The sequence below is a fragment of the Neorhizobium sp. T25_27 genome, from assembly GCF_002968565.1.
Classification (GTDB): Bacteria; Pseudomonadota; Alphaproteobacteria; order Rhizobiales; family Rhizobiaceae; genus Neorhizobium; species Neorhizobium tomejilense.
Window position 1 is genome coordinate 71,097 of record NZ_PVBJ01000008.1, and the last position, 21,046, is coordinate 92,142.

Annotated in this window: 18 protein-coding genes and 1 tRNA gene; 12 read left to right on the forward strand and 7 right to left on the reverse strand. The window is 61.6% G+C overall.

Going from position 1 to position 21,046, the window contains the following annotated elements:
• Window positions 1-230: 230 nt before the first annotated feature.
• A complete protein-coding gene (locus tag C5J24_RS21130) occupies window positions 231-2,162 on the reverse strand; it encodes an MOSC domain-containing protein (protein ID WP_105420710.1) in 1,932 nt (643 codons plus the stop codon).
• A gap of 7 nt (window positions 2,163-2,169) precedes the next feature.
• Window positions 2,170-3,615: an aldehyde dehydrogenase family protein gene (locus tag C5J24_RS21135; protein ID WP_105420712.1), complete on the reverse strand. Its 1,446-nt coding sequence runs from the start codon at window positions 3,613-3,615 to the stop codon at window positions 2,170-2,172.
• Window positions 3,616-3,822: 207 nt separating this feature from the next.
• Between C5J24_RS21135 and C5J24_RS21140 the strand changes: the two genes are divergently transcribed.
• From C5J24_RS21140 to C5J24_RS21170, 7 genes are all read left to right on the forward strand, one after another.
• Window positions 3,823-5,310, forward strand: coding sequence for an aldehyde dehydrogenase (locus tag C5J24_RS21140; RefSeq protein WP_105420714.1), 1,488 nt, complete (start codon window positions 3,823-3,825; stop codon window positions 5,308-5,310).
• Window positions 5,311-5,353: 43 nt separating this feature from the next.
• A complete protein-coding gene (locus tag C5J24_RS21145; protein WP_245446744.1) occupies window positions 5,354-6,703 on the forward strand; it encodes a glutamine synthetase family protein in 1,350 nt (449 codons plus the stop codon).
• Between the two features lie 169 nt (window positions 6,704-6,872).
• Window positions 6,873-7,565 (forward strand): GntR family transcriptional regulator, encoded by a 693-nt coding sequence (locus C5J24_RS21150; protein ID WP_105420716.1) that lies wholly within the window; start codon window positions 6,873-6,875, stop codon window positions 7,563-7,565.
• 295 nt (window positions 7,566-7,860) lie between these two features.
• Window positions 7,861-8,802 (forward strand): ABC transporter permease, encoded by a 942-nt coding sequence (locus C5J24_RS21155; RefSeq protein WP_105420718.1) that lies wholly within the window; start codon window positions 7,861-7,863, stop codon window positions 8,800-8,802.
• Window positions 8,799-9,635 (forward strand): ABC transporter permease, encoded by an 837-nt coding sequence (locus C5J24_RS21160; protein WP_105420720.1) that lies wholly within the window; start codon window positions 8,799-8,801, stop codon window positions 9,633-9,635. Before C5J24_RS21155 ends, C5J24_RS21160 begins: the two co-directional genes overlap by 4 nt.
• A gap of 6 nt (window positions 9,636-9,641) precedes the next feature.
• The gene (locus tag C5J24_RS21165) at window positions 9,642-11,282 is read left to right on the forward strand and encodes an ABC transporter ATP-binding protein (protein ID WP_105420722.1); all 1,641 of its coding nucleotides are present in this window, start codon (window positions 9,642-9,644) and stop codon (window positions 11,280-11,282) included.
• Between the two features lie 92 nt (window positions 11,283-11,374).
• Window positions 11,375-12,520 carry a serine hydrolase gene (locus C5J24_RS21170; protein ID WP_105420723.1) on the forward strand — a complete coding sequence of 382 codons (1,146 nt, stop codon included), beginning with the start codon at window positions 11,375-11,377 and terminating at the stop codon, window positions 12,518-12,520.
• A 55-nt stretch (window positions 12,521-12,575) separates the two neighbouring features.
• On the opposite strand, the gene C5J24_RS21175 is transcribed toward C5J24_RS21170, so the two are convergent.
• From C5J24_RS21175 to C5J24_RS21185, 3 genes are all read right to left on the reverse strand, one after another.
• Window positions 12,576-13,748: an SH3 domain-containing protein gene (locus C5J24_RS21175; protein ID WP_105420725.1), complete on the reverse strand. Its 1,173-nt coding sequence runs from the start codon at window positions 13,746-13,748 to the stop codon at window positions 12,576-12,578.
• A 531-nt stretch (window positions 13,749-14,279) separates the two neighbouring features.
• Window positions 14,280-14,366: transfer RNA gene (locus C5J24_RS21180), tRNA-Leu, on the reverse strand.
• A 102-nt stretch (window positions 14,367-14,468) separates the two neighbouring features.
• The gene (locus C5J24_RS21185) at window positions 14,469-14,771 is read right to left on the reverse strand and encodes a SelT/SelW/SelH family protein (protein ID WP_046629407.1); all 303 of its coding nucleotides are present in this window, start codon (window positions 14,769-14,771) and stop codon (window positions 14,469-14,471) included.
• 152 nt (window positions 14,772-14,923) lie between these two features.
• Here C5J24_RS21185 and C5J24_RS21190 point away from each other — a divergent pair, with 152 nt between their 5' ends.
• Window positions 14,924-15,373, forward strand: a complete 450-nt coding sequence (locus tag C5J24_RS21190; RefSeq protein ID WP_046666022.1) for a DoxX family protein — start codon at window positions 14,924-14,926, stop codon at window positions 15,371-15,373.
• 32 nt (window positions 15,374-15,405) lie between these two features.
• On the opposite strand, the gene C5J24_RS21195 is transcribed toward C5J24_RS21190, so the two are convergent.
• Entirely contained in the window at window positions 15,406-16,350 is a 945-nt protein-coding gene (locus C5J24_RS21195; protein WP_371674731.1) for an NAD(P)-dependent oxidoreductase, read from the reverse strand.
• A gap of 63 nt (window positions 16,351-16,413) precedes the next feature.
• Here C5J24_RS21195 and C5J24_RS21200 point away from each other — a divergent pair, with 63 nt between their 5' ends.
• The 3 genes from C5J24_RS21200 (at window position 16,414) to C5J24_RS21210 (ending at window position 18,675) form a co-directional block, all read left to right on the forward strand.
• Window positions 16,414-16,899 carry a GFA family protein gene (locus tag C5J24_RS21200; RefSeq protein WP_105421040.1) on the forward strand — a complete coding sequence of 162 codons (486 nt, stop codon included), beginning with the start codon at window positions 16,414-16,416 and terminating at the stop codon, window positions 16,897-16,899.
• Between the two features lie 23 nt (window positions 16,900-16,922).
• On the forward strand, window positions 16,923-17,477 hold the full coding sequence (locus C5J24_RS21205; RefSeq protein ID WP_105420727.1) for a sugar O-acetyltransferase: 555 nt from the start codon (window positions 16,923-16,925) through the stop codon (window positions 17,475-17,477).
• A 127-nt stretch (window positions 17,478-17,604) separates the two neighbouring features.
• Window positions 17,605-18,675: a GH25 family lysozyme gene (locus tag C5J24_RS21210; protein ID WP_105420729.1), complete on the forward strand. Its 1,071-nt coding sequence runs from the start codon at window positions 17,605-17,607 to the stop codon at window positions 18,673-18,675.
• A gap of 92 nt (window positions 18,676-18,767) precedes the next feature.
• Here the strand turns inward: C5J24_RS21210 and C5J24_RS21215 are convergent, their stop codons facing one another.
• Entirely contained in the window at window positions 18,768-19,844 is a 1,077-nt protein-coding gene (locus C5J24_RS21215; RefSeq protein ID WP_105420731.1) for a class I SAM-dependent methyltransferase, read from the reverse strand.
• A gap of 149 nt (window positions 19,845-19,993) precedes the next feature.
• On the opposite strand from C5J24_RS21215, the gene C5J24_RS21220 reads away from it, so the two are divergent.
• Complete coding sequence (locus tag C5J24_RS21220) at window positions 19,994-21,037, forward strand: GlxA family transcriptional regulator (RefSeq protein WP_105403963.1); 1,044 nt, start codon at window positions 19,994-19,996, stop codon at window positions 21,035-21,037.
• Window positions 21,038-21,046 lie beyond the last annotated feature (9 nt).

A 21,046-nucleotide genomic window follows, 5' to 3' on the forward strand; every position in this document is an offset into this window, starting at 1 on the left:
CATATGCTTCGACCCCAATCCTGTTTGACGACGGCCAGATGAACCGCCGAAACTCATTTTCGTCGACGATATATCGCGATCGCAGATCGCACAATATGCAAGATGGAGAATTCTTTGCGCCGTCACAAGAGTCGGCGTATTTCTTTGATATAGATATACATTTCCGCGGCATTGATTTCCGCAGATCGCCGAAAATCCGTTTGGAGCCTGTGAAAACTGCCGGTGGATACCTAAAGGTCGACGACGAGGTTCCCAATCGGCCGGGTGCTGCAGGCAAGCACATATCCCTCCTGCTTTTCCTCCCCGCTGAGCGCTGTACGCTCGGGGTCGGCGCAGTTCGCCGCAAGTATCCAGTCGCCCGAAACGACACGGAAGCGGCAGGTCCCGCAGATACCTGCCTCGCAATCGGCATGCACCGGAATGTTCATGGTTCGCGCAATATCGAGGAGTGTTTCTGGGCTCTTGCCTTCGGCAATAATGCCGCTTTTCCGGAAATTCACCCGATATGGCAAAACCTCCTCTTCCACGGTTGCCGTCAGGTCGGAACCGAAGCTTTCCTCAAGATAGGTAGCATCGGGTGCAAGTTCCCGATGCATCGCTCTTGCCGCTTGCCGAAAGCCGTCAGGCCCGCAACAAAAGGTCACGCGATCGCGAATATCAGGGCAAATGTCCGCAAGCATGATCTCACTGAGGCGTCCCTTGTAAGATGGGGACGAAGGACCATCGATCGAGGCCACCCCGGGGGACGTCAAACTCCAGGAGAGTTTCAACCTGTCTCCCATCTGCCGCTTCAGGAGAAGCAGTTCCTCTGTAAAGGGCAGATCTTCGGTGCTGCGAGCACTGTGATGGAAGACGACATCATGTGGCAGATCGAGGTCGGCGACATACCGCAGCATGGCGATCATCGGCGTGATACCGCTGCCGGCCGACACCATCAGCAGCGAGTGTTTCTCGTCCGCCGCAGCAAGATGAAACCGTCCATGCGGTCCAAGACCGAGCATCCGGTCACCGACCTTCAGATTGTCATGCAGCCAGTTGGAAACGCGACCTCCACGGACCCGTTTCACGCTGACGGCGATATGATGCGGCCGGGACGGCGAGGACGAAATCGTATAGCTGCGGCGTACCGGAACGCCGCCGATCTCCAGCTGAAGCGTGATGAACTGGCCAGGCAGATGGTCGATCGCAGCACCATCCTCCGCCTTGAACCGAAAGCTCCGCATGTCTGCCGTTTCAGCCACGATGCCGGTGCAGATCATCGGGATCGGTCCCGGCCCTCGTACCGCTTCCCGCTTCGCGAACCTCCGGATCCGCTCCATGTCCGGAGGCGGGCGAAGCCTGACGGGCTCCTTGCGGGAGAGGATTTCGACTGCATCCCCGGCAAAAATGCGTCCTGATTGACGCGGAACGAGAAACTGCCCGAAATAGGGTTTTCCGTCCTCTCCCCGGCGCCGTTTTGCGAGCGTCGCCAAAGGCTCCCGATCGGTGCGCGCCTCCCCGCTTTGCGGGTCGAGCGTCGTCACCACGCAGCGATCGCAGCCGCCGGCGACATCGAATTCGACCCCGCCGATACGGATCAATCCCCAACCGTCCTCGTCAAACGGCAGCGTTCCCGAAACGACGACATTGGGCCGGAAACAGGCCATCTCGGCCGGCGTCTCCAGATACTCGTTCAAGTCGTCGACAGAGGATTTGCCGATCAGCAGAAGCGGTGCGGTATCGGCAAAGCTGACGGCATGGCCGGGCTTCAAGGCGAGAGGCCGGTACGTTTGCGGCCCCTTCAACACGAGCCGGCAGGAATGGCCGAGAAAGCGCGAGAGCCAGTCGGCCGCAGGGTCGCCGGCATCGAGGACGGCAACCTCGTCGCCCCATACGCGCGCCGCCCAATTGGCAGTCTGGCGAAGCGCCATGCGGGAAAAGACATATGGCCTGGCACCCGGCCCCATCAGGATGATCTCGCCACCGTCGATCAGGCAGCGTAGCGTCAGCAAGGCGGGAAATTCTCGGGACGTCAGGCACTCCCCCGAAAGATCGGTCACCATCATGGTTCGATCATCGGCCAGGCCTTCCGGCTCGACCCATGCGGAAAGGATGTCGATCGCTGAACCGGATTTCAGCGGATAGAGATGCAGGCTTTCGATCCGGATCGTTGGCGCAGGCATGGCCGCCTCACATCGAATAGGCGGTCTTCACATTCGTATAGAATTCCTTCGCATAGGCGCCCTGCTCCCGCGGGCCATAGCTCGACCCTCGAATACCACCGAAGGGCACATGGTAGTCGACGCCGGCAGTCGGCACGTTGACCATCACCATGCCGCTGCGCGCATGCCGTTTGAAGTGCTCGGCATGTTTGATCGACGTCGTCGCGATGCCGGCGGAAAGGCCGAATTCCGTGTCGCTGGCGACCTGCAGCGCCTCGTCGTAGTGCTTGACGCGAATGACCGCCGCGACCGGCCCAAAAACCTCCTCGCGATTGATGCGCATGTCGTTCGTCGTTGCGGAGAAAAGGGCGGGCTGAAGGAAAAAGCCCTGCGTATCGCGCTTCCACAACTCGCCGCCGGTCTCGAGAATGCCGCCCTCGTTCCGCGCAATCTCGATATAGTTCAGGTCCTGCTCGAACTGACGCTTGTCGACGACGGGCCCGATCTCCGTTTCGGGGCGGAGTGCATGCCCGACGTTCAGCCTTGAGATCCTTGTTTTCAGCGCGGCCAAAAAACGGTCGTGAATGCCGTCCGTCACGATGATGCGGCTCGACGCCGTGCAGCGCTGGCCGGTCGAAAAAAACGATCCGTTGGCGACCGCCTCGACCGCGACATCGAGATCTGCATCATCCAGGACGACGAAGGGGTTTTTGCCGCCCATTTCCGCCTGCACCTTGGCACCGCGCGCCGCGACGGTCGCCACTACTGCGCGACCGACTCCGGCCGAACCGGTAAAGGAAACCGCGTCGATATCCCGGTGATCGAGGATTGCCTGCCCAACGATGCGCCCGGCCCCCATCACCAGGTTGAGGACGCCAGCCGGCAGCCCTGCGCGATGCAGAATATCGACCAGTTCCCAGGCGCAGCCGGGCACCAGTTCCGCAGGCTTGAAAACCACGGCATTGCCGTAGGCAAGCGCTGGCGCGATCTTCCAGGCCGGGATGGCGATCGGGAAATTCCAGGGCGTGATGATGCCGATGACGCCAACCGGCTCGCGCGTTACCTCCACCCTGATGCCCGGGCGCACCGAGGGCAATACGTCGCCCGGATTTCTGAGCGCCTCGCCCGCCATGTATTTGAACACCATCCCAGCGCGAACCACTTCGCCCCGCCCCTCGGGCAGCGTCTTGCCCTCTTCGCGGCTGAGCAGTCGTCCAAGCTCTTCCTCGCGCGCCAGAATTTCGGCTGCGGCCTTGTCGAGAATGTTGAAGCGTTGCTGCGGGGTGGCGAGCACCCAGCCGGGAAGGGCGCTGCGGGCCGCGGCGACCGCTGCATCCACGGCCGCAGCGTCGCCGGTTGAGTAGAGACCGACGACATCAGACAGGTCGGAGGGATTGAAATTTTCCACTGCCTGGAGTGATGAGATCCATTCGCCGCCGATGATGTTGGGCTTCGCCTCGTTGTGCGATCTCATCGCTTGTCACTCCCGCTGGAAATTGAAACACGGCATTTCACGATGCCGCTTGGCTTTTCGAGAAACCATCCATATAGTGCGATCACAGATCACGCAATATCCCATCAGATAAAGAGGAATTAAGCCTCATAAACACATGTAAATGTACCATAAATTTTATGACATCGATCGCCTGGCAAAGATAAAACTCGCAAGAAGGACTTCTGAATGAACCTCACCGATTGGCACAGGACTGCCCGCTCCCTCAGCCTTGGCAACCGCGCGGTGATCGGCGGTCGACAGGTCGAGGCCCGGTCAGGGCAAGGTTTTGCATCCGTCAATCCAGCCACGGGAGAGACGCTCGCCGAGGTCGCCGCAGGCGATGCCGAGGATATCGACGCAGCGGTAGCATCCGCCCGGAATTCCTTCGAAAGCGGCGCCTGGAGCCGGCGCGCACCCGTGGAACGCAAGAAGGTCCTGCTGCGTCTCGCCGAACTCATGCGCGCCGAATTGACCGAACTCGCCGCCATGGAGAGCGTGGACATGGGCAAGCTCGTTCGCCATGCCGCCGGCAACGACATCCCGGCTGCCATCAATATCCTTCAGTGGCATGCGGAAGAGGCGGACAAGGTCTATGATGAAATGGCGCCCTTGCCGGAAGGCAACGCGGCCCTTATCCGCCGCGTACCACTGGGTGTCGTGGGCGCGGTCGTGCCTTGGAATTTCCCGCTCAACATGGCGATCTGGAAATGCGCGCCGGCGCTTGCCGCCGGCAACAGCGTCGTCCTCAAGCCAGCGGAGCAATCTCCGTTCACGGCGCTTCGGCTCGCCCAGTTGGCACTCGATGCCGGCCTGCCCGAAGGGGTTCTCAATGTCGTGCCCGGTTTCGGCGAAACGGCCGGCCAGGCGCTGGGCCGTCATATGGATGTGGACTGCCTCGCCTTTACGGGATCGACTGCAGTCGGCAAACTCTTCCTGAAATATGCCGGCGAATCCAACATGAAGCAGGTCTGGCTCGAATGCGGCGGCAAATCGCCCGTCATCGTTTTCCCGGACTGCGGTGACCTGGAAGCCGCAGCTGATCAGGTATCAAGCGGTATCTTCTATAACCAGGGTCAGGTCTGCTCCGCCTCCTCGCGTCTCCTCGTCCATCAATCGATCGAAAAGACGTTTATCGATCTCCTGCTGAAACGCCTGCCGGCCTACCAGCCGGGAGACCCTCTCGATCCGAAGTCCGGCCTTGGCGCCATGGTCGAGGCCAAGCATGCCTCCAATGTAATGCGGTTCATCGACGAGGGGCGGCGGGAGGCCACGTTGGTGGCGGGAGGCAAGGCTGTCACCATCGGCGGCAAGGGCAGCTTCATCGAGCCGACCATCTTTGCCGACGTAAAGCCGGATTCGACCATCGCCCGGGACGAGATTTTCGGGCCGGTTCTGTCGGTCATACGCTTCTCGGAAGAGGACGAGGCGATCCGCATCGCCAATGACAGCATCTATGGCCTCGCAGCATCGGTCTTCACCGACGACCTGTCGCGTGCCCATCGGGTATCCGCGCGACTGACAGCCGGAGTCGTAGCGGTCAACGTGGTCGATCCGGTCAGCCCGGCGGTTCCCTTCGGCGGGTTCAAGCAGTCCGGCTCGGGTCGCGACCTGTCGCGCCACGCCATCGAGAAATACACCGCTTTGAAGACCACCTGGATCCGTTATCGGTGCTAACGTGCAAAGCGGACAGGGTTTCATGGGAGAAAGTAGGAAGAGAATGGACATTGCCGGTGCATTGAAATGGCTTGAGGCGCATCCCGAAATCGAAAGCGTCCGAGCGGCGGTCTGCGACCTGAACGGCATCATGCGCGGCAAGCGTCTTCCGCGCGACCAGGCCGAAAAGGCATTGGCAGGCGGCTTGAGAATGCCGCTCTCGGTCCCGGGCCTCGATATCTGGGGCAAGGATATCGCCGGCAATCCCATGGTGTTCGAGACGGGCGATGCCGATGGCCGATGCGACTGGACGGGTCGCGCCGTGATGCCGATGAACTGGCTCGCCCGGCCGACGGCCATGCTGCCGGTCTGGCTTGCCGATGAGCATGGCGTTCCTTTTCTCGGCGATCCGCGCCGCGCACTGGCCACCGTGCTGGCCGGTTATGCCGAACTGGGCCTGACGCCGGTGACGGCGACGGAACTCGAATTCTACCTGGTCGATCCCAATGCGGATCTGCCGCTTGGGCCCCTTTCCCCTGCCACCGGCCGGCGCCTCGACAGTGCTGCGGCCATGGATATGGACGAGGTCGATCAGTTCGAAGCCTTTATCGACGACGTCTACGTCGCCTGCCATGAGCAGGGGATCCCGGCCGATACGACGATCGCCGAAAACGGCATCGGTCAGTTCGAGATCAATCTCAACCACACGTCCGATGCCCTTCAGGCAGCGGACGACGCCCTGTTCTTCAAACGCACCGTCAAAGGTATCGCGCGCAAGCATGGGCTGGCGGCCTGCTTCATGGCGAAACCCTACGGCCATCATTCAGGCAGCGGGTTCCATATCCATTTCAGCCTGCTCGACCGAGAGGGCAATAACGTCTTCGACAATGGCGGAGACGAAGGAACCGAGATGATGCGGCATGCGATCGGCGGCATGCTGGCGGCGATGGCTGAAAGCACCCTGATCTTTGCCCCGCACTACAATTCCTATCGCCGGCTGCGGCCGAACTCCTACGCCCCGACCGCGGTCGCCTGGGGTTACGAAAACCGCATGGTCGCAATTCGCATCCCCGGGGGAAGCCACAAGGCGCGTCGCATCGAACATCGGGTCGCAGGCGCCGACGCCAACCCCTATCTGGTGATGGCGGCGGTTCTCGGAGCGGCATTGATCGGCATCCGCAAGCAGCTTTCGCCGGGGGAGCCGCGTAGCGGCGACGCATACGGCAAGGATCTCGAAAAACTGCCTCTCGACTGGCATTCGGCCATCAATGCCTTCGAGGTGGGACAGCATGCCGCGGAGATATTTTCTCCTGTCCTGCGGTCTGGACTGGTGGCCTGCAAGCGACAGGAGCTCGAAGCCTTCGCCACCCAGATCACCCAGTTCGAATATCGCACCTATCTCGAGACGGCGTGAGATATCATCCCCGCCTTGCGAACAATTACGATCGCAGATCGCACAATTTTGCCGGGATGACATGGTTGTCCCGGTGACATCAGCCGGCTAACAGTTTAGAAAAACAATAAAAGATGAGGTTTAAGGTCGCAGCCCATCAGGCGGGCGCGGCAACAACAAGGGAAGTAAGATGGCTAAAAAGCAGCAGTTCGGTCTTTCGGCGGTCGAAGTCGAACCCCTTCACGAGAAAGTCTATGCGGAAATCGTCCGTGCCCTCGTGTCCGGGCGGTTCGAGCCGGGCCAGAAGCTGACATCCCGCAAGCTCGCACAGGAACTGGGCACAAGCGACATGCCGGTTCGGGCCGCGCTAATGCGCCTGCAGGCCCAGCAGGCGCTGCGTCCCCTGCCGAACGGTAGTCTCGAGGTGCCGCAGATCACCGCTTCCGAATTCGCCCAGCTGATGGATGCCCGCACCGTCGTGGAAGGTGCCGCAACGGAGCGCGCCGCTTCGATCATCAACGGCAACAATCTGCGCACAATCCGCAAGCTCAGCGAAGAGCTAACCAATGCGGCGCGAGCCGGCGATATCGACCTTTACCTTGCCGCCAACTACGATTTCAAATTCACCATTTACCGCCACTGTGGCAACGCGCCGCTGCTCTTCCTCATCGAGACATTGTGGATGCAGATCGGCCCTTTTCTCCGCCGTTATTCCGGCAGCTTCGACGGGGCCCTCTCGGGCATCCTGGAAATCGACTATCATGAGGATGCACTCGAAGCGCTGGAGAAGGGTGACGGACCAAAAGCCCGCGGGGCCATCGTGCGCGATATCAGCGAAGGGGCTGCCTATCTGCTGAAGCATGCAGAGTTTGCAGCGGGCTAAAACTGCCGACTGTTTTATTAGAAAACTTGGCAGACATCCACTTTTACAGAAAATATTACCATTTATCTTCAGTAATTTAAACTGCATCTCTTTCTCATTTTCGCATACGTATTGCGCGATCGAAGATCGCAATATATTAAAGCCATAACAACGATCTGCGAATGTCAGACATGGGAACAGAGAACATGGAATCTGCCTGCGAAATCGATGATTTCGTCAGGCCGCTCGCGCGGCCCGGCGATTGCCCTGCTGCAGGAACGAACTACGTCGCGGCAGGCCTGGGAGGCGTAAGGCGATGATCCGCTTCCTGGCTGGCCGCCTCGCTTCGGCAATTCCCACCCTCTTCATCGCCTCTACCGCTGTTTTCGTCATGATGCGGATGATCCCCGGCGATCCGGCGTCGATGATGCTCGGCGATCTGGCAACGGCCGAGCAGCTCGCCGCGCTCCGCAGCAAGATGGGCTTCGATAGCTCGATCGTCTTCCAGTACCTGATCTGGCTGGGCAACATCCTCACCGGCGATTTCGGCACGTCGATCGGCACCGGCGATCCGGTTCTGCCGATGATACTGGAGCGGTTCGGCGTATCTGCAACGATCGTCGTCGTCGCCGTCTTTTTCGCCTCGCTGATCGCGGTGCCGGCGGGCATGATCGCCGCCTGGCGGCAGCACAGTCTTGCGGATATCGGCGTGGTCGCGACGTCCACACTTCTCCTGTCCATACCAAGCTTCTGGCTGGGGCTGATGATCCTCCTCTTTTTCGGCCTTTGGCTGAGATGGTTCCCGATCATCGGCTACGTGTCGTTCAGCGAGGATTTTGGCACCGCGCTCATGTATATTTTCATGCCGGTGCTGACCCTGGTCCTGGTCGAACTCGGTGCCATCGTCCGCATGGCGCGCGCCGCGACCATCGAGGTCGCCCGGCTGGAATATATCACCCATGCACGCGCCAAAGGGCTCAGCGAGAGCGCCGTCATGTGGCGGCATGCGTTCAAGAACGCTTTTGCGCCGACCTGGACCCTGATCGGGCTGATTCTTGGCGGGTTGCTCGGGGGCATTGCCGTCACCGAGACGGTGTTTACCATTCCCGGCCTCGGTCGGCTGCTGATCGATGCCATCTATGCTCGCGACTATCCCGTCGTGCAGGGATGCATCCTGTTCATCAGCACGATCTACATTCTCGTCAATCTCATGGTTGACCTGCTTTATCCGATCTTCGATCCGAGAGTTGCGCAATGACCGCTATGTCTCTTCGCCTCCCTCGCCGCGGCGTGAGTGCCGCCATCGGCGGAACGATCGTGGCGCTGCTGGTGCTGCTGGCGGTCGGCGGGCCGCTGATCTCACCTTACGATCCGCTGAAGCTCGACCTTCTCGCGCGCATGAAAGCGCCGGGAACAACCGGCCACCTGCTCGGCACCGACGAGTTCGGGCGCGATATTCTGAGTCGACTGATGTATGGCGCGCGCACCAGCGCCTGGATCGCGTTTGCGACCGTCGCCTTCGCGATCGCCTTCGGCCTCGTCTTTGGCGTGCTTGCCGGCTTTTACCGCGGCGCTAGCGACCGGGTGATCATGATGTTCAACGATGCCCTTCTCGCCTTTCCGGGCCTGCTCCTGGCGCTCGGGATCATGGCCGTGACCGGAGCCAGCCGCGAAGCAATCGTCGTGGCGCTCGGGCTTGCCTATATGCCAGCCGTCGTGCGCGTCGTCCGGGCGAGTGTGATGTCGATCCGCGAGCGCGAATATATCGAGGCATCGCATGTGATGGGCAACAGCGAGATCGTGACGATGGTCCGCCATGTACTGCCCAATTGCGTCGCACCCGTCACCGTGCTCGCGACCACCATGTTCGGTTGGGTGATCCTGTCGGAAAGCGCCCTCTCCTTCCTGGGTCTCGGCGTGCCGCCGCCGGCACCGAGCTGGGGCAACATGCTGGCGAGCGCCAGGCCCTTCATCACCCAGGCGCCCTATCTCATCGTGCTTCCCGGCCTTTGCATCGCGCTGACGCTGCTCGGCATCAACATGCTGGGCGATGCGGTGCGCGACTGGCTCGACCCCAAGATGCAGGGCTGAGAAACAATGAACGAAGATAACCAAAGCACAGCCGTCATCGCCGCGAAAAACCTCTCCGTCAGCGTCAAGGGCCTGGCCCGGGTCGTCGACGGGCTTGATTTTGCGATCGAGCCTGGAGGCATGCTGGCGCTAGTCGGCGAGTCCGGCTCCGGCAAGACGATGGCGGCGCGGTCCATCCTTGGCCTGCTGCCGTCACCTTTGGCCGTCACGCCGGAAAGCAGCATCCGCTTTCATGGCAGGGAACTTGTCGGAGCTGCATCGAAATCGATGCGGGATATTCGCGGCGCCCGGATCGGCATGGTCTTCCAGGAGCCGATGGTGTCGCTCAATCCATCGATGACGATCGGCGACCAGATGGCCGAGGGCCTGGCCCTGCATCGAAAACTAGGCAAGGCCGAGATCCGCGACCGCTGCCTTGTCATGCTGGAGCGCATCCAGATCCAGAATCCGACACGCTGCCTCTCCGCCTATCCGCACGAGTTTTCCGGTGGCATGCGCCAGCGCATCATGCTGGCATCGGTCATGCTTCTGAAGCCGGAACTGCTCATCGCCGACGAGCCGACAACCGCGCTCGACACGCTGGTGCAGCGAGACGTCCTCGACCTGATGGCGGAGCTGACCCGGGAAAACGGCACGGCGGTCCTGCTGATCAGCCATGACCTCGGCATGGTGTCGCATTACGTGCGCGATGTCGTGGTTATGCACAAGGGCAAGGCAGTCGAACAGGGCCGCAGCATCGACGTACTTTCCGCGCCCAGGCATGAATACACCCGCAGGCTCGTCGATGCGCTTCCGCGACGAGCCGCAGGCGGCACAAGGAATGTCACCCAGCAGCAGCCGCTGGTCGAGATCCGTGACCTGACCATCGATTATCCCGGCCGGCGCAATTTCCTGAAGCCGACTGAACCGAAGCGGGCCGTCGATGGCGTCGATCTGTCGATCGGACGCGGGGAGACCCTCGCGCTCGTCGGCGGCTCGGGTTCGGGAAAGACCACCCTCGGCCGGGCGATCGTAGGCCTGGTTGGCATAACCGACGGGACGATATCCTTCGGCGGCGAAAAGATCGAAACCGGCAACAGCGACCTGGCGCGAAAACAGCGCCGCGATATCCAGATCATCTTCCAGGACCCCTATTCGTCGCTCGACCCCCGCCAGAGGGTCGGAGACATTGTCGGGGAGCCGCTGAAGCTCGAAAAGGACATGTCAGCTGCGGCACGCCGCGAGCGGGTGCTGGAGGTGTTTTCCGAGGTCGGGCTCGATACCGCGTTCCTGCGCCGGCTGCCACATCAACTTTCGGGAGGCCAGCGCCAACGCGTCGCGATCGCCCGGGCCATCGTCCGCCGGCCGGCCTTCGTCGTGGCCGACGAACCGGTTTCGGCACTCGATATGACGGTGCAGAAGCAGATCTTGAAACTCGTCCGCGACCTGCAGGAGCGCTACGGCTTTGCGTGCCTCTTCGTCTCGCATGATCTCGGGGCGGTGGAACAGGTCGCCGATCGCGTCGCCGTCATGCAGAACGGCCGCATCGTCGAAATCGGCGAGCGCGATGACATCTTCGACCGGCCGAAGCACGAATACACTCGGCGGCTGCTCGACGCGGCTATGTTGCTCGACCGCAAGTTCGACGGTGCAAAGGGCGCGGCCTGACCGCCGCCTGGATAACACCTTTCCTGCCCGGCAAAGGCATAACGAACCGGCCCGATATCCTCGATCGAACGAAGCCTTTGGGAGGAACCCCAATGACCAGCCATACCTTCGCACGCGCAGACATCAATCTATCGAACTGGCGTGCGCGCCCCTACTCGACCTGGTCGTTTCAGAGCGTATCGGAATTCGTACCTTCGGCAGTGATCCGCAGCGCGCGCAAGCAGGAACGGCCGGCGCTTGATCTCGGCCACTTCGCCAACCTCAAGGTGAGCAACCTGGCCGAGGAGACTGTAGGGCTTGAGGATTTTCTCCAAGAGAGCGAAAGCGACGCCCTGGTCATCATGCGGGACGGCGAGATCATTGCCGAATGGCAGGCCGATCATTTCGATCCCGACAGACCGCATATCATCTTTTCAATCTCCAAATCGGTCACCGGCTTACTTGCCGGCATCCTCATCGACCGCGGCTCCCTTTCCCCCGACGAACTGGTTTCCACCTATGTTCCGGATGCTCTGGGCTCGGCCTATGGCGACCTCAAGATCAGAGACCTCCTGACCATGACCGTCGCGGTCGACTTCAGCGAAGCCTATCTCGACAAGAGTGGCGACTACGACCGCTATCGGCGCGCCATGCTCTGGAACCCCGAACGTCCGGACGAGCCTACGCCGACCCTGCGCGAGCTTCTGTGCTCGCTGCCGCGCGCCGCGCACGAGCACGGAACGCACCATGCCTATCGCTCCCCGAATGCCGACATGGCCGCACTCGTTATCGAGGCCGCCAGTGGGCAGCGGTATGCCGAGCTGCTGGAAGCCGCAATCTGGAAGCCGATGGGCGCATATTCCGACGCGTTCCTGACGATAGACCGTGCCGGCAATGCGCGATCGTCGGGCGGCCTTTCGATGACCGCCCGCGATCTCGCACGCCTTGGCGAACTGGTCCGAACCGGCGGTAACGGCATCTTGCCGAGGCGGCTGGTCGATGAACTCTGGCAGGGCGGCAATCGCGACGTCTGGGCGTCGGGCGAGCAGCGCCTGCTTTATCCGGGCGGCAGCTATCGATACTTCTGGTACGAGACCGGCACCGGCGCCCTTACCGGCATGGGCATCCATGGGCAGCAGGTCTGGATCGACCGCGCGTCGAAAACAGTCATCGTGCGCCTGGCATCCGAAGCGCTTCCGGTCGACGACAGGCTCGATCAGAAGGTCATCGCCGTGATGAAGGCGGTCTCTGCGGCCTGAAGCTCTTTCTGAACGGCAACCCTCAGGGTAGTCCGGCCCAAGAAAACTTCGTAGACTATCGCGAACAGCAGACTTTTCGAACGAAAGCGTTCCCGTATGTCGCGATGGAATCGTCGGGTACGGCCTTGTTCTGCTTAAGGTCATTCGTCAGCCGGGCAGCGAACTGGCCATCCGTGAACGTGCGGTTGAGCGTTATCGCAAACCATCCGTTGGTCGCGAGATAGGCAGAAAGAGGCAGCGTGGAATTTCGGATGTAGTCCCTCGTTTCCGCAAGGTTGTCAAAGCTCTTCACCTGCACGAACGCGGTGCCGAACGGAGCGGCTTCGAACTGTGACACCCAGACCCATGAGTGATGTAGATAGCCGACCTTGCCGACAGCCGATACCTTAAACCACTTCTCGGTATCCGCGAGGATTGTGACGGCAGCGCCATTCGCGACCCGGGTGATTGTCTTCGAACTCCCCGCCGGGGCGGTTTTCAGTGTCACCGATCCTTTCGGATGCTGCACGCGGCCACTCTGCGCGAGCGGGATGATCAGCGATGGTTCCGGCGGCGCCTCCATGGGCTGTGTCAGGCTCGTGACGGCAGGATTGCCCGTAGGAGCATAGGCCTGCGGCGCTGGCGACGGTGCCGGTGCCGGTGCCGGTGAAGGGATTAGGCTTTGCTGCGGCTGGGCAGTATCGGCCATCGGGAAATTCATGGCCACCCGAAGCTTGAGCATCTCGCTGCCGGATAGATACCTGATATCATTGCTGTCGTATTGCAGCGCGAGCATTAACAGCGCTGGGTCAACGCCCATCTCCATGATGTAGGTCATCACCTCGGCGGTAAGCTGTTGCACGGTCGAGACCGCTTCCTCGACTGTCAGGCCGCTGGTATCCGCGAAGGAGGATTTGTGGACGCCTATCGAACCGGGCTGCGCATAACGCTCGATGCCACCGAGAAAAGCAAGAGAACAGGCAGAGGCGCACTCGTCTCCGCGAAGCTGTACGGTGGTCATCTTGAGCAGCCGGATTGCTCTGCCGAGCTCCATAGCTTTCTTTACGTTCCCGCCTGTCGAATTGAAAAAGATAACCGTTGCGCCCGATGCCCGAACGGCATTGACGAAGTCTTGAATGTTATCCGTGAGCTCGAACGCTCCATGCACGACGAGGTAGTGGGTCCCCTTGTCGGTCTGCTGCGAAGTATAGGAAAGCCTAGCCTCGGCTCTGCCGCAAAGCCCAAGCATCCCCATTAGCAGAAAAATACATGCACCCCGACAACATAAACGCATTACGACAGCCCCCACAGCGGCTTCAACTATTGCGCGGTTTCATACCCCCTTCAAGCTTCGTTTTAATAGATCGTCAATCTTTTAAGAACTCTCCAGCTAGAGCATGAAGCTGCCGATGTGATAGCTCTACTGGCCGATGGGAAAGCGCTTCAAAATACTGCTCCAGATACGAGATGGCCTCTGCCGGCCTCACCTTCGCAAGGGTGGGATCAGATGTTCGCAGAAAGAACCGAAGGCTTTGGGTGCTCTGGGTAACGGCGAATTCCACAATCTCCTCACCCAGCGGAATGACCAGCTTTCAGCCGACGAGTAGGTCTCGGATGTCTGACAGAATCCGCTTTACAAAATGCGGAATAGATGAGCCTTCGCAACCATCGGGCGCACAAGCCTCAAGCGCATTGTTACAGACCTTTGTTACAAGGTGTCCAATGCGTAATTATCTGGAAAGGCGTTAAGTATTTGATCTTGGTAGGGATCAAATCGGAATGGTGCCCAGAAGAGGACTCGAACCTCCACACCCTTTCGGGTACCAGCACCTGAAGCTGGCGCGTCTACCAATTCCGCCATCTGGGCGACGGAGAGCCATGTACGGGTGTGACCTTCCCCTGTCAACTGGCTTTTTGAAGTTTCCGCGCCCGTCGCCAAAAAACCTTCACGGATCTGTCACGGACGGCCTCAGCTCTCGCCGTCTTCCTTCGCCTTGCGGTCCAGGTGGCCGAGGTCGCGGTCCGGGTCGATCATGTCGCGCACCCGCTGCTTCAACTCCTTGGGCCCGGGAAACCCGCCGTCCCGCTTGCGTTCCCAAATGAGCTCGCCATTCACCTGGATCTCGAAATTGCCGCCGGTGCCCGGGATCAGCGCCACTTCGCCGAGCGCGTCGCCGAAGGTCTGCAACAGCTCCTGTGCCATCCAGCCGGCCCTGAGCAGCCAATTGCACTGGGTGCAATAGAGAATCGTAATGCGCGGCTTTTCCATCATGTTTCGCCTTCTACCCTAGTCAATTCGGTCTCACAATAATGTCAACTGGAATGGTCAAGTTTTTGAACGCAGGCACCTCGACAGAAGGAGCGCGAACGTCAATTTGGGGCTGCAGCAACGATAGTCGCGTCGTTTTCATAAAATGAGGTCCCATGGCTCTTCAATCCACCACCCGCTCCCGCCTGATCATTCCGGCGCTTGCCCCCGTTTATACCTCCGCCCATGAGATCGTCGAGACGATCCTGCGCGTGACGGCCGGCGTGCTGCTGGTCACCCACGGTTTCGGCAAGATCACCAACCCGTTCGGCGCAGCGGGCATGGTGGAAAGCCTCGGCTTCTATCCGGGCGTCTTCTGGTCGCCGCTGCTCGCCGCGACGGAATTTTTTGGCGGCATCCTCGTTGCCATCGGCCTCTTCACCCGCCCGGCTTCCTTCGCGGCGATGATCGTGCTTCTGGTCACCGTTTATTTCCACGGCATCGCACAGAACCAGGGTCTCGCCGGCGCTGAAAAATCCATTCTCTGGGCGGCGATCTTCCTGTTCTTCGCCCTGCGCGGCGGCAATAGCCAGTCGGTCGACGCCCGCCTCGGCCGGACGTTCTAGTCTCGCTATCAGGGCTGAGCCTCTTTCGGGGTTCAGCCTTTTCCTTCGAGCACCAGCCGTACGACTGTGCCGAGATCGGCCTCGGCAAACCCAAGCGCCGCCGCATTCTCGAAGCTGGCGCGTGCCGCCTCGATGGCCGGCGTTGCGACGCCAAGGCCGCGGGCAAGATCGAGAACAACCCCCATGTCCTTCAGCACGCCGGAGACCGGAAAGCCGACTGCCTCGGTCTCTCCGAGTATGACCGGAAGCCGGGACCGCATGGCCGGGCTCGCCGCCGGGCTGCCGGACAGGATCTCGATCATCTTGTCGCGCCCGAGGCCCGCCTTGCCGCCAAGCTCGACGGCTTCCTTCATGATCTGCCACAGCCCCATCAGCATCATGTTGTTGACGAGCTTGGCGGACGCGCCGTCGCCCAGCGTCCCGACATGGTGAATCCTGTTTGAGAGACTTTCCGCGACCGGCAGGAAACGCCGAAAATCCTTCTCCGCGCCGCCGATATAAAGGCCGACCGTGCCCGCCAGCAGCATTTCCGGCCCGCCGGAGATCGGCGCGTCGAGAAGCGCCGCACCCGCCCTGCCCATGGCATCGTGATGGGCGCGCAGCGTCTCGGGGCTCACCGTGCTGGTATCGACGATCAGCTTGCCGGTGAGATCGGCGGCGGTGAGTTCACCGAGCATCGCGTGCACCGCTGCATCGTCGAGCAGTGCCAGGATGACGATATCCGAAGCATCGAGAAGTGCAGCCAGGTCGACTGAGGCGGAGATCCCAAGGGCCGTCGCCGTCTCGGGCGCAAGACCGCTGCGTGTCCATCCCGCCACTGCAAAGCCCTGCATTGCAAGGCGTTCCGCCATGGCGCTGCCCATCCGGCCGAGGCCGACGATACCAATGCGCTCTTTTGTCATGCGTTTGATCCTGCTCATGTCGTGTTCGCGAACTTTAAAGCAGAACATGCCGGTCTCGTCTTCTTCATTTTGCATTGCGGGAGGCTCAAGGAATATTTCATATTCGACATGCGTAATCTGAGGGAGCCCGGACGGAAGATGAGCGAAATATTCGAGGGCGGCTGCTTCTGCGGCAAAGTGCGTTATCGCATGCATGGGCGGCCGATGTTCATCCATTGCTGCCATTGCACCGACTGCCAGCAGCAGACGGGCGGCGCCTTTGCGATCAATGCGCTGATCGAAGCCGACCGGGTGGAGATCACGGAGAGCCAGCCGGTCGCAGTGGCCATGAAGACCGATAGCGGCCTGCCCCACGATATCTACCGCTGCCCGCAATGCCAGACAGCGGTCTGGAGCGACTACGGCCGGCGCCAATGGATGCTGTTCGTCCGGGTCCAGACGCTCGAAAGGCGCTCCGAATTCTCCCCGGACGTGCATATCTTTACGCGCTCGAAAGTCGGCTGGGTGGGCCTGCCGGAAGGCGCTAACGTCTTCGATGAATATTATAGTACGAAGAGGATGTGGCCGCCCGAAAGCCTCGCACGGCGCGAGGCCGCCCGGGCCAAGGCGGGGGCGGAACGCTGAAGCGGGAAGGGTCACGAAGCGGTATGGCGAGCGAACGCGAAAAGATGGCGGCCGGCGAGTGGTATTGCTGCCTCGATCCGGAACTCGACGCTTTGAGGAACAAGGCACGCATTGCCGTCCATGCGCATAACACCATGTCGCCCGTCGAGCGCGGTGCGATGGCACCCGCCCTCCGGGCGTTGTTCGGCGCAGCGCCCGACGCATTCCTGGAAGCGCCCTTCCACTGCGCCTACGGCTTCAACGTCTTTCTTGGGCAAGGCGTCTATCTGAATTCCGGCTGCACGATCCTCGATACCGCACCGGTCAGAATCGGCGCCCGTTCGATGCTGGGGCCGGGCGTCCAGCTCTATTGCGCCGATCACCACCGCGACCCCGCCCTGCGCGCCCAAGGTCTTGAGATCGGCCGTCCGATCAGCATTGGCGCCGACGTCTGGATTGGTGGCGGCGCGATCATTCTAGGCGGCATCACGATCGGCGACGGGGCGATCGTCGGCGCAGGTTCCGTCGTCACGCGGGACGTGCCGCCGGCCGCCACGGTCGTGGGAAATCCGGCGCGGTCGATCACGCCGCGCAGCTGATTTCGAAACATCTCCGCGCGTAAAGATTGGATTCAGCATTTTTTGGTAATTTTCCGTTAGCAATTCCTGTCGGGGTTTATCGACGGCGGGGGCGGCCGTCTTTGTTGTCTTGCGTACGGGTTTCAAAATGCGTTTATCGGCTGTGCCAGCACTCCTTGTCACCTGCCTCGCTTTGGCGGGCTGCGCCTCGGCATCCGGTCCGGACGAGCTGGTCGCCGGCGTCGCCACCCAAGAGAAAACAGGCTCGGTCGATCTGCCCGCCCCCGTCCCGGCGGTCGGTGTCGGCAAGACCGCGCGGATCGGCGCGCCGCAAGCGCCCCAGCAGCAGACCTTGCCGCAGCAGCAGGAGATCGCCTGGAACGGTGCGATGCCGGCGCCGCAGGCCTTCGTGCGGGAAACGACGGTCGGTATGCCGCTTCCCGCCGAGCGGCCGGTCGCCATGCTGGTGCCCGACCAGCCGGCGCTGGAAACCGTACCCCGCCGAGGGCGCCTGCAGATCTACAGCCGCCAGTTCCGCGATGCCAAGCCGATCAATTTCGGCAGGGTTTCGCCGAGAAGCTACCCAGTGCACGGCGTCGACGTGTCGCGCTGGCAGGGCGACATCGACTGGGCGAAGCTCCGCACCCAGGGCGCCAACTTCGCCTATATCAAGGCCACCGACGGCGGCGACCATCTCGATCCGATGTTCAGGACCAATTGGCGAAGAGCCAAGGAGGCGGGCATCCGGCGCGGTGCCTACCATTTCTTCTACTGGTGCCGCACCGCCGGCGAACAGGCCGACTGGTTCATCCGCAACGTGCCCCGCGATCCGGAAGCGCTGCCGCCGGTGATCGACGTCGAATGGAACGGCGAGTCGAGTTGCAAGGCGAAACTCTCCCGCGCCCGGGTGCTCGAAAAGATGCAGGTCTTCATGGACAAGCTGGAGCGCTATTACGGCCAGCGGCCGATCATCTACACGGCGCCGGACTTCTACGAGGACAACCTCTCGGGAGAGCTTCTCAACTATCCGTTCTGGCTGCGCGCGGTCGCCCAGCATCCTTCCAAGGTCTATCCCGGCCGCAGGTGGCTGTTCTGGCAATATTCCGGCTCCGGCCTGTCGCACGGCGTCGACGGCAAGATCGACCTCAACGTCTTCCACGGTTCGGAAGAGCAGTGGCACAACTGGGCCTCGCCGCGCACGACGATCGCACAGAATTAGACGCCGACAACGAGGCCGGCGAAAGAACAAGCGCGCAGGGCCTGTGAAACCGGCCCCGCGCGCTCCCTGGAGGTTAGGTCACTGCGGCCGGATTACAGCCGCGCCTCGAGGACGAGGTTGAACGGCGTTGCCATCGCCCGCCGGAAGCGGGTGAAGCCGGCCTTGTAGAAAATCTCCCGCAGCCTTGCTTCGCCGGCTTGCGCGCCGAGCACCATGTGGCCGCCGTCGGAAATCGCATGGGCGCAGCAGATCGTCGTCGATGCGGCGTAGTACATGCGGGCGACGGGCGAGATGTTGTCGTCGACGCGGTCATTGGCGAAGGGCTCGACGAGCATCACCGTACCATCCGGCGCAAGCGTTCTCGCCGCGTGCCGGGCTGCCGCCAACGGGTCGCCCATGTCGTGCAGGCAATCGAAGAAGCAGATCAGGTCATAACCCTTGCCGGGATAGTTTTCGGCGCGCGCCGTCTCGAACGCGATCCGTCCGGTGACGCCCGCGTCTGCGGCGATCCTGCGGCCTTCGTCGAGGGATACCCGATGCGTATCGAAGCCACGGAAACGCGAAGCCGGGAAAGCCTGCGCCATCAGCACCGTGGAGTGACCATGGCCGCAGCCGACATCCGCCACCGAGGCGCCGGCCTTCAGCTTGTCGACCACGCCATCGAGGGCCGGCAGCCATTCCGGGACCAGGCTTGCCTTGTAGGCATTGCGATAGAGCGAGGCGACGCCGCAATAAAGCCGGCCGTCATGGCCGCCCCAGGGAATGCCGGAACCCTTGCGAAAGGCCTCCAGCGCCTTTTCCTCGTCCGACCACATGGAAGCCGGCACGCCCCAGGCGGCGGCGAGGAAGACCGGGCTATCCTCGTTGGCAAGCACCAGCGCCTGTTCCGGGGTAAGTTCGAAGCTGTCGCTGACGGCATGAAACAGAACATAACCCCCGGCAACCTGCGAATTCAGCCACTCGCGGATGTAACGCTCGGCGCAGCCGGTGCGGCTTGCCAGCTCGTGGGCACTGAGCGGTCCGGCCCCGGCCATCGCCTTATAGAGGCCGAGACGGTGGCCGATACTGACCATGACCCCTCCGTACCCCGCCGACAGATCGCCGATGGCGCGGGAAACGATCGCGTCCAGCTTGGCCGGATCGATCTCGTTTGTCTTGACGTAGTCCATATTGCTATCTCCTGTTCCTTCATCGGAAGTTGACGATGGCAAAGGATCGCAGGTCCGAACCGGTTCGGGCAGAGCGGGAAAATCCACAATCGGGCCGTTTGCGCCATTCTCAGGCTCGGTGTACGCATTTGATCATTGGAGGGATCGTTATGCCGCGTGAGGCGACCGGGACAAGTTTGAAGCCGCTGCATGTGAGCCTGGTGGCCATTCCCGACGCCGTGGTCTCGACGCTGAGCGGCGTCTTCGACGTGATGAACGCCTTTTCCGTCTTGCCGCCGCCGGACGTTGCGATAACCCGCCCGTTCGAAGTCCAGATTGTTGGAATAGAGACCGGGCCGCTGACGCTCGCGAGCCTTGTGCCGATCACCGTCCAGCGCAGCATCGCCACGCTCGAGGCGACCGATATCGTCATCGTTCCGTCGATCCTGCTGAGGCCAGACGGCTGGCGGAAAGGCCGCTACCCGGAGCTGGTCGACTGGGTAAACCGGATGCATGCGGGCGGCGCGCTGATATGTTCGGCCTGTTCGGGCATTTTCCTGCTGGCCGAGACCGGCCTCTTCGACGGCGCCGATGCGACCGTGCATTTCGGTTATGCCGGTGCCTTCGCGGCCGCCTTTCCGCAGGTGCCGATCCATCCCGAACGGGTGCTGGTGGTTTCCGGACGGCGCGAGGAGCTGATCAGCTCGGGCGCCTCGATGACCTGGCACGATCTCGTTCTCTACCTCATCGCACGCCATATGGGCGCCGCGGCCGCCCGATCGATCGCGCGCTTCTTCGCGCTGCAATGGCATCAGGACGGGCTCGCCCCCTATATCGTCTTCGAAGGCCGCAAGGACCATGGCGACACGGCGATCCAGGCGGCGCAGGATTGGGTCGCAACCCACTTTTCCGTCGCAAACCCGCTCGAGGAGATGATCCTGCGGGCCGGTCTTACCGGACGCACCTTCAAGCGCCGGTTCACGGCTGCAGCCGGTGTCAGCCCGATCGCCTACGTGCAGCGCCTGAGGATCGAGGAGGCCAAGCGCCGGCTGGAGGGAACGGAAGCTTCGGTCGACGAGATCAGCTGGCAGGTCGGTTATGAAGAGCCCGCCTTCTTCCGCCGTCTGTTCAAGCGTGTCACGGGCCTGGCACCCGGCGCCTACCGGCGGCGTTTCCAAATCCCGGATTTTGCGCGCTCGGACAAGAATACCTGACGACCGAAG